At 45.7% G+C, this 13506-nt stretch carries 14 protein-coding genes and 6 tRNA genes; 14 read left to right on the top strand and 6 right to left on the bottom strand.

Going from position 1 to position 13506, the window contains the following annotated elements:
* Positions 1-16 precede the first annotated feature (16 nt).
* Positions 17-1162 (top strand): 50S ribosomal protein L11 methyltransferase, encoded by a 1146-nt coding sequence (locus tag H150_RS0106655; RefSeq protein ID WP_019958273.1) that lies wholly within the window; start codon positions 17-19, stop codon positions 1160-1162.
* A gap of 176 nt (positions 1163-1338) precedes the next feature.
* A complete protein-coding gene (locus H150_RS0106650; RefSeq protein ID WP_019958272.1) occupies positions 1339-2895 on the top strand; it encodes an aminotransferase class V-fold PLP-dependent enzyme in 1557 nt (518 codons plus the stop codon).
* 59 nt (positions 2896-2954) lie between these two features.
* Here the strand turns inward: H150_RS0106650 and H150_RS0106645 are convergent, their stop codons facing one another.
* Together H150_RS0106645 and folD are read right to left on the bottom strand one after the other, a co-directional pair.
* Positions 2955-3560, bottom strand: coding sequence for a hypothetical protein (locus H150_RS0106645; protein WP_026353539.1), 606 nt, complete (start codon positions 3558-3560; stop codon positions 2955-2957).
* Between the two features lie 101 nt (positions 3561-3661).
* Positions 3662-4513: a bifunctional methylenetetrahydrofolate dehydrogenase/methenyltetrahydrofolate cyclohydrolase FolD gene (gene folD / locus H150_RS0106640; protein ID WP_019958270.1), complete on the bottom strand. Its 852-nt coding sequence runs from the start codon at positions 4511-4513 to the stop codon at positions 3662-3664.
* A gap of 274 nt (positions 4514-4787) precedes the next feature.
* Here folD and H150_RS0106635 point away from each other — a divergent pair.
* The 7 genes from H150_RS0106635 to H150_RS0106605 all read left to right on the top strand — a co-directional run bounded on the left by H150_RS0106635 (position 4788) and on the right by H150_RS0106605 (position 6489).
* A tRNA-Pro gene (locus H150_RS0106635) sits at positions 4788-4865 on the top strand.
* 33 nt (positions 4866-4898) lie between these two features.
* A tRNA-Arg gene (locus H150_RS0106630) sits at positions 4899-4975 on the top strand.
* An 18-nt stretch (positions 4976-4993) separates the two neighbouring features.
* A tRNA-His gene (locus tag H150_RS0106625) sits at positions 4994-5069 on the top strand.
* A gap of 45 nt (positions 5070-5114) precedes the next feature.
* Positions 5115-5192, top strand: a tRNA-Pro gene (locus H150_RS0106620).
* Positions 5193-5234: 42 nt separating this feature from the next.
* Positions 5235-5310 (top strand) — tRNA-His (locus H150_RS0106615).
* Between the two features lie 9 nt (positions 5311-5319).
* Positions 5320-5397 (top strand) — tRNA-Pro (locus H150_RS0106610).
* A 180-nt stretch (positions 5398-5577) separates the two neighbouring features.
* Complete coding sequence (locus tag H150_RS0106605; protein WP_019958269.1) at positions 5578-6489, top strand: EamA family transporter; 912 nt, start codon at positions 5578-5580, stop codon at positions 6487-6489.
* A 54-nt stretch (positions 6490-6543) separates the two neighbouring features.
* On the opposite strand, the gene H150_RS0106600 is transcribed toward H150_RS0106605, so the two are convergent.
* A complete protein-coding gene (locus tag H150_RS0106600; protein ID WP_019958268.1) occupies positions 6544-6996 on the bottom strand; it encodes a universal stress protein in 453 nt (150 codons plus the stop codon).
* 81 nt (positions 6997-7077) lie between these two features.
* Between H150_RS0106600 and H150_RS0106595 the strand changes: the two genes are divergently transcribed.
* The 5 genes from H150_RS0106595 (at position 7078) to H150_RS0106575 (ending at position 10747) form a co-directional block, all read left to right on the top strand.
* Entirely contained in the window at positions 7078-7500 is a 423-nt protein-coding gene (locus H150_RS0106595; protein ID WP_019958267.1) for an acyl-CoA thioesterase, read from the top strand.
* 103 nt (positions 7501-7603) lie between these two features.
* Positions 7604-8521 (top strand): tyrosine-type recombinase/integrase, encoded by a 918-nt coding sequence (locus H150_RS0106590; protein WP_019958266.1) that lies wholly within the window; start codon positions 7604-7606, stop codon positions 8519-8521.
* A 54-nt stretch (positions 8522-8575) separates the two neighbouring features.
* The gene (locus H150_RS0106585) at positions 8576-9595 is read left to right on the top strand and encodes a quinone-dependent dihydroorotate dehydrogenase (RefSeq protein WP_019958265.1); all 1020 of its coding nucleotides are present in this window, start codon (positions 8576-8578) and stop codon (positions 9593-9595) included.
* A gap of 116 nt (positions 9596-9711) precedes the next feature.
* Positions 9712-10179: an AAA family ATPase gene (locus H150_RS0106580; protein WP_019958264.1), complete on the top strand. Its 468-nt coding sequence runs from the start codon at positions 9712-9714 to the stop codon at positions 10177-10179.
* Between the two features lie 118 nt (positions 10180-10297).
* Positions 10298-10747 carry a DUF441 domain-containing protein gene (locus H150_RS0106575; protein WP_425316055.1) on the top strand — a complete coding sequence of 150 codons (450 nt, stop codon included), beginning with the start codon at positions 10298-10300 and terminating at the stop codon, positions 10745-10747.
* Between the two features lie 35 nt (positions 10748-10782).
* On the opposite strand, the gene H150_RS0106570 is transcribed toward H150_RS0106575, so the two are convergent.
* The 3 genes from H150_RS0106570 to lpxB are packed head-to-tail and all read right to left on the bottom strand — an operon-like array spanning position 10783 to position 13373.
* Positions 10783-11604: a hypothetical protein gene (locus H150_RS0106570; RefSeq protein ID WP_019958262.1), complete on the bottom strand. Its 822-nt coding sequence runs from the start codon at positions 11602-11604 to the stop codon at positions 10783-10785.
* Positions 11605-11625: 21 nt separating this feature from the next.
* Positions 11626-12219, bottom strand: coding sequence for a ribonuclease HII (gene rnhB / locus H150_RS0106565; protein ID WP_019958261.1), 594 nt, complete (start codon positions 12217-12219; stop codon positions 11626-11628).
* A complete protein-coding gene (gene lpxB, locus H150_RS0106560) occupies positions 12213-13373 on the bottom strand; it encodes a lipid-A-disaccharide synthase (RefSeq protein WP_019958260.1) in 1161 nt (386 codons plus the stop codon). Before lpxB ends, rnhB begins: the two co-directional genes overlap by 7 nt.
* Positions 13374-13506 lie beyond the last annotated feature (133 nt).

Genomic DNA, 13506 nt, shown 5'->3' with positions numbered 1-13506 from the left:
GAATTTTTTATACACAATGTCCAAAAATCACATTAATTTGTCTTTATGTCGCCATGTTTTTGACCACAATGGTCAAACTTTGACTTGGCTCAGTCATAACACCAACAAACCACCACTGCATTTGACCGACTTAGACAAAAGCCAAGCTTTGTCAGCTGACAAAGCCCTACCTTTATGGCGTGCAAAAACCGCCACCATTTGGCATGGCGATTACCACCAAGCCAAAGCCTTATTGGATGCAGCAAAGCGACGTTTGAACAAAGCCGCCAAAACTGGCGACACTTTGTTAGAAAGCTTTCACAAACACCGCATGCAGCAACAGCAAAAAAGCCATTTGCTCAGCCATTTGTGTGTGATTGTCCAACCGAATTGGCAATTGACTTTACCACGAGCGCCCAATATTCAAGCGGCCTGTAAACAAGCTTTTGGCTTTGACAATACCGAACCTGTCTTGATTTCTTTGCAAGCTTTGTTAGGCTATATCGGGGCCGAGCAATGGCATCAAAAAGGTGTGGCAATTAAGGCTTTGGATGAACAACACATTCATGTGCCATTTGGCGTATTTTCACCGCTGCGTGGTGAATATTTGGAATTGATGTTACAGGCCGCTTTGCCTCAACATTGCCACAATGCATGGGACATCGGCACAGGTTCAGGCGTATTGGCAGCCTTATTGGCCAAGCGTGGCCTCAAAAATATCATCGCTACCGATACCAACCCCACTGCCATCGCCGCTGCCCAAGCCAACTTTGAACGCTTACACATCGACCAACACATTCAATTACACGAACAAGATTTGTTTCCCGCTGGCAAAGCGGATTTGATTGTGTGTAACCCGCCTTGGTTGCCTGCCAAACCCAGCTCTATCATCGAAACAGCTTTGTACGATGCGGACAGCCACATGCTCAAAAGCTTTTTAAACGGTGTCACAGAACGTTTGAATGAGAATGGTCAAGCTTGGCTGATTATGTCGGATTTGGCCGAACGTATCGGCTTGCGCAAACCAAATGATTTGTCTGATTGGATAGCCGCAGCCCAATTGCGCCTCATTGCCAAACACGATGCCAAACCAGAACATGCCAAAGCACAAAACCCCAATGACCCTTTATACACGGCACGCTCTGAAGAAATTACCTCTTTGTATTGTTTGGAAAAAATCTAAAAATTCGGATTAACCACTCTCACAAGCGTCCTGTAAACCCTTACAGGACGCTTTTTTATGCATATATTTTTATGCCAATACTGTTGTAATCACCACTGTAACCCCTGCCAAACCTGCTAGATTGCTTGTGTTGCATTGCAAAGATGATAATCTGCAAACATTCCGATTGAATGTGAATGGCAGCCACCATGTACCATTGCAAAATTGCCCATACCAAAGCCGAATTTGCAGCGATTGCGCGCTTGAATTACCAAACTTTTGTCGAAGAAATCCCGCAACATTCACACAATGCCCATCACAGCCTCACCGATGCGTTTCATGAACAAAATACTTATTTACTGTGTTATCAAGATGAAAACATCATTGCCATGTTGGCGTTTCGCGATCAAAGACCGTTTTCATTGGACAAAAAAATCGGGGCGGTTGAAGCCTTATTAAACCCAGAACAAAGCCGCAAACTGTGTGAATTGCGCTTATTGGCGATGGAACCTGAATACCGCCACAGCTTGGCTTTCTTCCATTTGATTCAAGCGATGTACCATTATTTGCTCGACCAAGATTACAGCGCTTGCGTGATTTCAGGCACCACACGCCAGCAAAAACTGTATCGCAAAATTGGTTTTGAAGCGTTTGCGCCCGAAGTCGGCAGCGAACAAGCCCGTTTTGTGCCTATGGTTTTGACTGCAGACAAAGCACACCTATTGTTTGAACGCCTGCCCAAACAAGCGCATATTTTTTATCCCGGTCCCGTCCAACAAACCCACGCGTTAACTCATACTGATGTCTCGCACCGCAGCAGTACATTTGTACATTTGCACAAACAAGTCACCCAAACATTATTAAGCTTAAGCCAAGCGCAACATGTGGCCTTGTTGTTAGGCAGCGGCACCTTGGCAAACGCTGTCATGTTGCAGCAATTGCAACAACGGCATGGCACACAAAAAGGCTTAATCTGCAGCAATGGCGAATTTGGACAACGCCTGCAACAACAAGCACAGGCTTTGGGATTGGTGTTTGAGACTTACAATGTCGCTTGGGGCGAATCTTTTACCGCTGAAACATTGGATGTTTTAAGCCAAAACTGCGCTTGGGTTGCCTGTGTTCATGGCGAAACATCGTGTGGTCATTTGAATGATTTGGACATGTTTGTCCAAAACAAACACAAACAGCCACATACCTTAGCAGTCGATTGCATTTCATCATTTGGCGCGCTGCCGTTTTCATTGACACAAGTGGATTTTGCCAGCGCCACATCAGGCAAAGCCATTGGTGCCTTGGCAGGTTTAAGCTGGGTGTTTTACCAACAAAACCCTACTCCTCATCCGCATGCACATACCAGTTACACCGATTTGAACCAATACCACCACCAAACGCCGTTTACTTTACCCGTTTATTTGCTCGCCAATTTGGCTTATGCTTTAGAAGCCTATCCACAGCGTTTCGAACAATTGCACCAGCGCTTGCAAATGGTATTGAAACATAAACCATTGCAAGCCTATGCTTTAAAAACACAAGCTTATCCGACTGCCATCAATTTTCAATTGCCCGCTCTTTATACGCTCAATGCGCCATTAAACGGCTTGTTTTTGCACAATCAAAGCGCTTATCTCAAAGCCCAACAATGGTCACAAATCAGCGTGATTCAACCTGATTTTGAGGCAGATTTTGCAGCTTTGTCCGCATGGTTACAACATTTACACAGTATTGATACCAACACGGTCACCATCAATTAAATGCTAAAAAAGCGTCCTGTAACTCATTACAGGACGCTTCAACCTCTCTAAATTTGGTTTTATTTGCTTTGTTGCTGCTCTTGCAACACTCGTTGCATTTCTTGTTGCAACAAAGTGTCGTCCAGTTGTCCTGTCATCAAGAAAATCGCACCCACAGCCACCATCATCAAGCAAAACACGCCATAAGAGGCAATGTAAGACAACAAGATTTTCCAACCGCTCACTTCAGGCACCGCCACAAAGAACAAGCCATACAATTGTATCCAAAATGTCCACATTTGGAAGGCAGATGCCACAATCATCCATTCTTTAGGCAAATATAAAAAACACACGCCAAACATTGCAAATGCTTGCGTCATCAGCATATAGCCTTTAAGCGGTACAGGTTTTTTTGCCATGCCACTCAAAAGTTTGGACAAAACCGTACTCAAACTCAACCATTGCAACACCACCAAACACACTGAAAAAGCCACCAATGATGTGGTGTTAGTGAATTTTAATGGATAATCAGGTTCCGCATCAAAACCCCATTGCATCATCGCTGCCGAACTGATGCCGCACAACAATAAAATCACCACATAAACCATCGGTGAATAACGGTAATCTTCCAAAGGGCGAAAACGCAAACGCAAAGCGTTCAACATGTCACTAAAAAACTGATTCATCAATGTATTCTGTCTATTAAAAAGAGTCATTCAAATAAGGACGAATTCAAAAATAAAAAGCTTTCAGAATACCTGAAAGCTTTTTTTGTGCATCATGCCGATTAATCGTGCAATTGGCAAGCATCCAAAGTATTTTGCATCAAAGTGGCAATCGTCATCGGACCGACACCACCCGGAACAGGTGTAATCATGCCCGCGCGTTCTTTGGCCACGGCAAACTCAACGTCACCACACAATTTGCCTGTATCCAAACGGTTAATACCCACATCAATCACCACTGCACCTTCTTTGATCCACTCACCTTTGATGAAATTAGGAATGCCCACGCCTGCCACCACAATATCAGCACGACCAACGGTTGCCGCCAAATCACGGGTTTTAGAATGACAAACAGTGACAGTAGCGCGCGACAGCAACATCTCCAAAGCTTGAGGACGACCCACAATGTTAGACGCACCAACAATCACCACATCTTTGCCCATCACATCCACGCCCACCGCTTCTAACATAATCATCACACCACGCGGGGTGCAAGGACGCATCAATGGCATTTTCACCGCCAAACGACCCACGTTATAAGGATGGAAACCGTCTACATCTTTGTCAGGACGAATGCGTTCAATGATTTCTTGCACATCCAAGTGTTTTGGTAACGGCAATTGCACCAAAATGCCATCAACATTATCGTCTGCATTCAGCTCATCAACCAAAGCCAGCAATTGTTCTTGCGTAAAATCGCTGCCATATTCGTATGACAAAGATTTGATACCCACTTTTTCGCAAGCTTTTTTCTTATTGTTCACATACACAGCACTGGCGGCATCGTCCCCAACCAATACCACAGCCAAACAGGGTGCACGCTTGCCTTGCGCCAAACGCTCGTCTACTTTGGCGCCTACTTGTACCAATAAATCTTGTGATATTGCTTTACCGTCAATCAAAGTCGCACTCATGAGTTTTCTTTCTTAATGGCGCAAGTGGCGCCTTAACGCAAAAACGACATTTTGCCATTTTTTCGACATCCTCGCACCTTGAATATGGTTTTCAATTCGATATTTCACTGTTTTTTCAGCAAATTCATAAAATACATTTATATCTAATCAAACCATATGCCTAATTAAATTTAAATTTAATTAAGTTTCAAAATGATATGCAAAATCACCCCCATAAAAACCACAATATGTATTGACACTTTTTAAACAGGTGCGTATAGTTTGCCTTCTCAGTCGGGGCGTAGCGCAGCCTGGTTAGCGCATCTGCTTTGGGAGCAGAGGGTCGTGAGTTCGAATCCCACCGCCCCGACCACAGAATACAGTAGCATCGACAGTTCTCACTAGAGCGCCCGTAGCTCAACCGGATAGAGCACCGGCCTTCTAAGCCGGGGGTTACAGGTTCGAGTCCTGTCGGGCGCACCAAGAATAAAAAGTTTTATGGTGGCTATAGCTCAGTTGGTAGAGCCCCGGATTGTGATTCCGGTTGTCGTGGGTTCGAGCCCCATTAGCCACCCCAGTTTTACAAAAACGTCCTGATGGGCGTTTTTGATTGCCTTACAGTCGGGGCGTAGCGCAGCCTGGTTAGCGCATCTGCTTTGGGAGCAGAGGGTCGTGAGTTCGAATCCCACCGCCCCGACCACTTATTTTGATTCAACGATTTTCGTTGAAACACCGTTTTACGGTGGCTATAGCTCAGTTGGTAGAGCCCCGGATTGTGATTCCGGTTGTCGTGGGTTCGAGCCCCATTAGCCACCCCAGTTTACCGTCGGGGCGTAGCGCAGCCTGGTTAGCGCATCTGCTTTGGGAGCAGAGGGTCGTGAGTTCGAATCCCACCGCCCCGACCACTATTATATAAAAAAGAGCATTCAGCAGAATGCTCTTTTTTTTACGTCTAAACTACTTACACAGCTTTCTTCTGCCAACACATTCTTTTTGAAATTTCTGTTTTTCACATATTGGCATTTCATATCGGTCTGGCTTATGGCATAGTGCAAATCTCTTTGTGACAACCATTATTGATTCGCATGCGACAACATTATGCTTTAGGCTGTATTTTGGTTATATTGGCAGCCACTTGCTGGGGTTTTATTGGTTTATTTGGCACCAAACTCAATCAAGCAGGCTTTTCAGGCTTGGAAGTAGCCAGCTTGCGTGTGACCACAGCAGCAGTTTTTTTATTGGCAATCAGCCCTTTGTTTCTCAAAAGTTTGCGCCAATTCCAATTGAAACAATTGCCCATGCTCACCTTACAATCGGTGTTTGGTGTGATGATGATGACGGTATTTTTCTTTTTAGCCGTCCAACAAATTGGCGTGGCTTTGGCCGTGGCTTTGCTCTATACCGCCCCCATTTGGAGTTTGCTCCTCGCGCGTTTATTGCTAGATGAGCAATTAACCGCATTGGGCATTGGTTTGACCTGCTTAACCGTCATCGGTGTGGCATTGTGTTTGAACAGCCAAGAACCAATTAATCCTATGGGCATTGTTTATGGCTTAGCATCAGGATTTTGTTATTCTTGTTATGGCGTTTTGGGCAAAAAAGCCATTAACAACAATCCTCCCGTTTTGGTTTTGTACAGCAGCGTCCTCATCAGCGGCATCATCATGAGCGCCACGCCCATTTTTCATCAAGCCATTGCCCATTTAAACCACCATTTTTCATGGAATTTGGTCGCGGTGATTTTGGGCATTGCTTTATTCAGCACTTTATTGCCATATGCTTTGTACACCAAAGCTTTGACATGGATGCCTGCTACCCGAGCCCAAACTTTGACCATTTTTGAGCCTGTGACGGCAGTATTGTTGGCGGCTTTTTTATTAAAAGAGCCATTGGTGGCGATCCAATTTGTTGGTATTGGCTTGATTTTGGTTTCGTCTGTGTTAAACGCTTTGCAAAAACCCACAGCCCATATCAAACCATCGACCCAACAAGCTTAAAACCACAAGCGTCCTGTAAACTTTACAGGACGCTTGATAAGATGATTGTTGAATTTAACTGGCAACACGAATCACGGTCACAGGCACGCCAGCTTGACGAATCACATCTTGCGCCACCGAACCCATGAGCAAATGCTTCACACCGCTAAAGCCATGTGTTCCCATCACCACCAAATCACATTCCCACTCCTCCAATTTGTGCACCAACAAAGAAGCCACTTTCTCACCAACCGCTTCTAAAACCGTGCAATGTGTATTTAAATTGGGGAATTCTGCCACAATGCTTTCCGAGCGTTTGAAAATGCTTTTGCTCACATCCGAGCTGGCAATCGCCAATTCATCCGTATGCAAATAAGTAGCGCCCGACCAAGCAAATTGTGCCAAATCAATCACATGAACAATGTGCAATACCGCACCCGTGTGCAAACCTATCCGACATGCTTCTTTTAAGCCAGCCAATGCCGCTTCGCTGTCATCAAAAGGAACCAAAATGTTTGTATACAACATTTCCCACCTCCCTCATTCTGCGACTATCATGACTTAAGATTACCACAAACTTTTTCATACACACACATTGGAGTATGTTGCATGAGTCGCATCAAAATTGACATCCCTGAAACCATCCATTTCACCACCCAATTGACCGCTCAAATTGGCGACATCAATTATGGCAACCACGTCAGCAACGATGCTTTTTTACGCATGGCACATGAAGCACGTTTGCGCTTTTTAATGCATTTTTCTTACAGTGAAATGAACATCGAAGGCGCTGGCTTAATCATGGCAGATGCAGCGATTCAATTTTTAAGCCAAGCGTTTTACGCCGATGTATTGAACGTCCATGTCAGTGTGACCCATATTGGTCGTGCAGGTTTTACTTTGGTTTATATTTTTGAACACGCGGACGACCAAAAAGCCATTGCACGCATCCAAAATGGCATGGTGTTTTTTGATTATGATGCACAAACGGTCACACCGACACCTGAAGCTTTCAAAAATTTGTTTGCATAAAGCTTACAGGACGCTTGCTTATATCCAAGCAGCGTCCTGTATAAATTTGTTGATTCGGTGACACCGTGCCACAATAAGACATTGCACAGCCTAAGGCCGTACCATGACCGCCACTTACACGTTAGCCGAATTTGGTAACCACATCGATGCCTTTTTAGAACGCATGCGCCAACGCAATTTATCGGCGATGTCCATCACCGCTTACCAACGTGATTTACAACAATTGCTCGACATTTTGGCTGAAAACCATTCGGCACAAGAACGGTTAACCGCCCAACATCTACGCCAAGTCTTGATGCGTTTGAGCCAACGAGGTCTGAGTGCGCGCAGTTTGGCTCGTAAAATCAGCGTTTGGAAACAATACATCATTCATTTGCGCCAATTTGAACATTGGCAAACCGATATTGGTGATGGCTTGAATGCGCCCAAAGCGCCCAAACGCTTGCCCAAAGCCATTGCTGCCGAACCTTTAAATCAATGGTTTGCACACGGTGAACAACACGATGACGCCATGGGTATCCGTGATCAAGCCATGTTTGAAGTATTGTATGGTTGTGGTTTGCGCTTGAGCGAATTGCGGGATTTGAATGTACAAGATGTACAATTGGAAGCAGGTTGGGTCACCGTCATCGGCAAAGGCCATCATCAGCGCCAAGTGCCGCTTGGCTTAAAAGCCCGTTTGGCGATAGAAGCCTATTTGCCGATACGCCAAGCAGCCGCCGATGAAACCGCTTTGTTCACTTCACGCTTAGGCAAACGCATTGGCACCCGTCAAATTCAAATTCGTTTGGACATTTGGGCACAAAAACAGCAAGCCGATCGCTATTTGAGCCCGCACATGTTGCGCCATAGCTATGCTTCACACGTTTTGCAAAACTCACACAATATTCGCGCAGTACAAGAATTATTAGGACACAAACAACTCTCGACCACGCAAATTTACACTTCTTTGGATTTCAGCCATTTGTCCGAAGTGTATGATGCCACCCACCCTAGAGCCAAAAAACACAAGTCCAAATAAACCCACATCGCTTATAATGGCGGCTCCGATAGATTGTTTTTCAGGCCGCCTTGTATGTATTCCTTACTCAAACCGTTATTATTCCAATTTGATGCTGAAAAAGCCCACCATTTGACTTTAGAACAATTGCAAAAAGCCCACCGCCACGGTTTGCTCAAGCGCTTCACACCCAAAGTCATTCCATGTCCCTCTACTTTAATGGGTTTGTCTTTGTCCAATCCTGTGGGTTTGGCGGCAGGCTTGGACAAAAACGGTGAATACATTGATGCATTGGCGGCTTTGGGTTTTGGCTTTATCGAAATTGGCACCATCACACCACGCCCACAAGACGGCAATCCCAAACCACGTTTGTTCCGTTTACCTGAATACCAAGCCATCATCAATCGCATGGGTTTTAACAACCAAGGCGTGGATATATTGATTGAAAATGTCAAACGTGCACAATACCGCGGCATCTTGGGCATCAATATTGGTAAAAACGCCACCACACCGATTGAAAATGCGGTGGACGATTATTTGACTTGCTTGACCAAAGTCTATGATCACGCCAGCTATATTACCGTCAATATTTCTTCGCCTAACACCAAAAATTTGCGCGCCTTGCAAAGCGAAGACGAATTGACCAAACTATTGTCGACCTTAAAAGAAGAGCAAGCCAAACTCCACCAACAACGCGGTCGTTATGTGCCTTTGGCGGTGAAAATTGCGCCTGATTTGAATTTAGAAGAAATCGCAGCGATTGCCGAAGTGGTGACTCAAGTGGAAATGGACGGCGTGATTGCCACCAACACCACCATCGACAAATCCATTTTGGGCAATCATCCATTGGCACAAGAAGCAGGCGGCTTGTCGGGCTTGCCTGTGCGCGCACAAAGCGAATATGTGTTGCAACATTTGGTACATGCACTCGATGGCAAAGTACCTGTGATTGGTGTGGGCGGCATTGTTTCAGGACAAGATGCGGTCACCAAAAAACGTTTGGGTGTGCAAGCGGTGCAAATTTACAGCGGCATGATTTTCCAAGGCCCACAATTGATTGCCGATTGTGTACGCGATTGGGCATATTCTCGCTAAGCGCGATTTGAATGATTCAAGCGTCCTGTAAAACTGACAGGACGCTTTTTTATTTTGTGTGTCATTCACATTAAGGTTTAATATTTGCCCATCCAAGCATTTCATAAAGGGCATTCATGCAATTGATTATTTTCACAGGCATTCCCGCAGCGGGCAAATCGACGTTTTACCAACGCTATTTTTACCACAGCCATTTGCGCATTAATTTGGACATGCTCAAAACCCGCCACCGTGAATCGGTCATTTTTGAAGCCGCCATCGCATCCAAAACCAAAATCGTCATCGACAATACCAATCCATCCATCGAAGAACGTTCACGCTACATTCCACTTGCCCAAGCGGCAGGTTATGAAATTGTCAGTTATTATTTTGACACCGATTTGAAATCCACGCTCAAACGCAACGAACAACGCGCAGGCAAAGCCAAAATTCCTGTGGTTGGCATCAAAGCCAAATTACGCCAATTACAACTGCCCACCCTCGCTGAAGGTTTTCAAAAATTGTATCGGGTCAAAATTGTGCCTAACAATGCATTTGCTATTGAATTATTGGAAAGTACAGACGCATTCAATCCACCTGCTTAAGCCCAATGCCTTAGAGCAGTATCAAGCTGAACAGCAGCTATGATGCTGCGACACTGTTTTATTACAGGACGCCTTGGTATCATCTTGTTTTTGAATTCAGAATGCGTGTATGTCTGTATTGCAATTTAACAGCAGCTCTATGGTTTTGGTGGCTTTGATTGGCTTGGGTGTATTAAGCCAAAACAGTTCTATTACCATCGCCGCTTGTGTTTTGTTATTGTTTCAACAAACGGCCTTGGCGCAATATTTGCCGTTTTTACAAAAAAATGGCTTGAACGTCGGCATCATCATTTTGACCATAGGCGTGTTGGCACCGATTGCTTCAGGAAGCTTGAAAATCCCAAGCTTGATGGCAATTTTGACCAATTGGCAAATGATTGCCGCCATTGTCGTCGGTGTGTTTGTGGCATGGTTGGGTGGTCGTGGCGTGGGTTTAATGAGTGGACAGCCTATTTTGGTCACAGGCTTGTTGCTCGGCACCATCTTAGGCGTGGCAGTGTTTAAAGGCGTGCCCGTTGGACCATTGATTGCCGCAGGGATTTTATCTGTGGTGTTAAACCAGCAATAAAAAAAGCCTTGTCATAGACAAGGCTTTTTAGTGGTTTATGTGCCGGTGAATTCGGTCACTTGCCACTGCCAGCGGCGGCCTGCAAAATAATCGCCCGTCGGTAAATGGTATTGATAATCCATCAAATACAACACATCGGTTTCAAAAATAGGTTCACCATTCAGTAAACGCTGACAAGTGACTTGTTGCACCTTGCCTTTGATATTGGCATGTACTTGGCGACCTAAATAAGGCTCGCTGCTTTGACATTGCAAATCATTGGTATCAATTTTAGCACGGGCCAAAGCCGTTAAAGAGCGATTTTCGGTTTGGGTTTGCACCGTAAAATGTCGTGGCAATGAGCCATCTGGCAAGGGAAAAATCCACTGAGAAACCTGTTTGAAACGCCACCGCTCAGAATCGATAGTGCTGTCATTCCAACCTTGTACGCCACCCAAACTCGGATACCACACAGTTTCACCATGACCTTGAATTTCCTTACCAAACAAACTCAATTGAGTTTGACCTTTGATCAGCCATGCCGATTGTTGCGGCATTTTTTCAGTTTGAAACGACAAAGACAAATGATTGGTCATGCCCGGCCCCACCACATCGACAGCCTGAACTTGCACAGAAGTGAATTGGTATTTGGGCAAAGCCACTTGAGCTTGACGTTGTTTTAAAGCGTCCTGTAAATCGGCTGCTTGTGCATCCCATCGAAACTGCCGCAATTGTGCTTGGGACTGCAAGACAAAGGCCTCACGAGCAGGTCGCAGCAAATGCTGCTTCAGCGCGCTCGATGGCGGCTCTGCGCCCACAGGTTGTATTCCCAAACCCGCCGCCAACAACAATGCCTCCCAAACCGACAACTCTTCCATTTCTATCCTTACAGGCCGCCTTCATCTTGATCCAAACAAATCACGCTGCACCATGTCTTTGATGGGTTTGAAACCAACGCGATGCTCTTTTAAAACGCCATATTGATTCAATGCCGCCAAATGTTCAGGCGTTCCATAACCTTTGTGTCGGGCAAAACCATATTGCGGATGCAAAACATCCAACGCATACATTTGGGCATCGCGCGCGGTTTTCGCCAACACCGATGCTGCTGAAATCACAGGCTCGCTCAAATCGCCTTTGACAATCGCACGCGCCGCATACGGCATGTCTTTGGGCACACGATTGCCATCAATCAACACCTCTTGCGGCACCACTTGCAAGCCTTGCACCGCACGTGTCATCGCCAACATAGTGGCATGTAAAATATTCAGGCTTTCAATTTCTGCCACATTTGCCGACGCCACACACCAAGCCACAGCTTGTTCTTGAATCAATGGCGCCAACACATCACGGCGCGCTTCAGTCAATTTTTTGCTATCGGTCAAATACGGCAAATCATAGTTTTCAGGCAAAATCACTGCCGCAGCAAACACACTGCCCACCAAAGGACCACGCCCTGCTTCATCCACCCCAGTAATCCAAATACTCACCACACCACCTTGGCTTCTTCCAGCACCGCTTTGGCTGCCAATTCATCGGTATTGAGCTGCAATGTTTGGTGCAATTGAGTAAAGTCGTCCTGTAAAGCTTGCACTTGCTCAGGATGATTCAACCAATGAATCACAGCACCTGCCAATTTGTGCGGTGTCGCATCATGTTGCAACAATTCAGGTACCACGCCTTTGCCCAATAAAATATTCGGCAAACCCACATGCGGTACTTTGATTTTGTGTTTGACCATCCGATAAGTGAGCGCGGATATTTTGTAAGAAATCACCATCGGACGCTTGCACAAAGCCACTTCCAATGTGGCTGTACCACTGGCAACCAACACCACATCCGATGCCACACAAGCCAAAGTAGCATGCGCTGACATCACCCGAATCGGCAAACGTTTATAATATTCACTCTCCAGCATTTTGACCAAACGCTCACGCGTGGCCGTGGTAGCGGCAGGAATCAAAAACTGTGCATTCGGATATTCACGCAAAATCAGCGGCACTGTTTCCAAAAAAATCGGCGCCATATAATCGATTTCACTGACACGGCTACCGGGCATGATGGTAATCACCTGCTCGGCTTCTTCCAATTTCAATTGGCGGCGCGCCGCTTCTTGATCTGGCTGCAAAGGCAATGTTTGCGCCAAAGGGTGTCCTACAAAATCGGCTTTGCCGCCTGCATCACGATACAATTGTGGTTCCATCGGAAACAAACACAACACCCGATTGACTTGATGCACAATCTTGTTCACCCGCTCACGTCGCCATGCCCATACCGATGGACTCACATAATGAATGGTCGGAATGCCTGCGGCTTTGAGTTTTTCAGCCACGCCCAAATTAAAGTCAGGCGCATCAATGCCAATGAACACATCAGGACGCATTTGTTTTAACTGACTCACCACCCCATTGCGGATTTTCAAGATGCTCGGCAAACGCTTGACCACTTCGACAAAACCACGCACCGCCAATGCCTCTTGCGGATACAAACTCTCACAGCCTGCTTTTTGCATCAACGGTCCTGCAATGCCCACAAAACGACAATTGGGATAGTGCTGCTTCACAGCCTCAATCAAATGTGCGCCAAGTAAATCTCCAGAAGCCTCTCCCGCAATCAAAGCCACTGTCAGTAGTCGTTTTGAGCTCATGCAAATACCATCAAATCAATAATCCGCCATTTTAACTGAATTTAACCAAACATACCGAAACGAAGCCAAAATTGTCTGCTCACATCGTTGTTCCACACCCATATGCCTTGCACAAATTTACAGGACGCTTGTT

It is taken from the genome of Vitreoscilla stercoraria DSM 513, from assembly GCF_000382305.1.
Taxonomy (GTDB): Bacteria; Pseudomonadota; Gammaproteobacteria; order Burkholderiales; family Neisseriaceae; genus Vitreoscilla; species Vitreoscilla stercoraria.
This window is presented reverse-complemented; position numbering and strand designations above follow the sequence as displayed.

Excerpts from the sequence above, each read along its gene's own strand:
- H150_RS0106570 (WP_019958262.1), bottom strand. The coding sequence starts at position 11,604 with ATGGAAGAGTTGTCGGTTTGGGAGGCATTGTTGTTGGCGGCGGGTTTG.
- H150_RS0106590 (WP_019958266.1), top strand. The coding sequence starts at position 7,604 with ATGACCGCCACTTACACGTTAGCCGAATTTGGTAACCACATCGATGCC.
- H150_RS0106650 (WP_019958272.1), top strand. The coding sequence starts at position 1,339 with ATGGCAGCCACCATGTACCATTGCAAAATTGCCCATACCAAAGCCGAA.
- H150_RS0106605 (WP_019958269.1), top strand. The coding sequence starts at position 5,578 with ATGCGACAACATTATGCTTTAGGCTGTATTTTGGTTATATTGGCAGCC.
- folD (WP_019958270.1), bottom strand. The coding sequence starts at position 4,513 with ATGAGTGCGACTTTGATTGACGGTAAAGCAATATCACAAGATTTATTG.
- lpxB (WP_019958260.1), bottom strand. The coding sequence starts at position 13,373 with ATGAGCTCAAAACGACTACTGACAGTGGCTTTGATTGCGGGAGAGGCT.
- H150_RS0106595 (WP_019958267.1), top strand. The coding sequence starts at position 7,078 with ATGAGTCGCATCAAAATTGACATCCCTGAAACCATCCATTTCACCACC.
- H150_RS0106580 (WP_019958264.1), top strand. The coding sequence starts at position 9,712 with ATGCAATTGATTATTTTCACAGGCATTCCCGCAGCGGGCAAATCGACG.
- H150_RS0106600 (WP_019958268.1), bottom strand. The coding sequence starts at position 6,996 with ATGTTGTATACAAACATTTTGGTTCCTTTTGATGACAGCGAAGCGGCA.
- H150_RS0106585 (WP_019958265.1), top strand. The coding sequence starts at position 8,576 with ATGTATTCCTTACTCAAACCGTTATTATTCCAATTTGATGCTGAAAAA.
- H150_RS0106645 (WP_026353539.1), bottom strand. The coding sequence starts at position 3,560 with ATGAATCAGTTTTTTAGTGACATGTTGAACGCTTTGCGTTTGCGTTTT.
- H150_RS0106655 (WP_019958273.1), top strand. The coding sequence starts at position 17 with ATGTCCAAAAATCACATTAATTTGTCTTTATGTCGCCATGTTTTTGAC.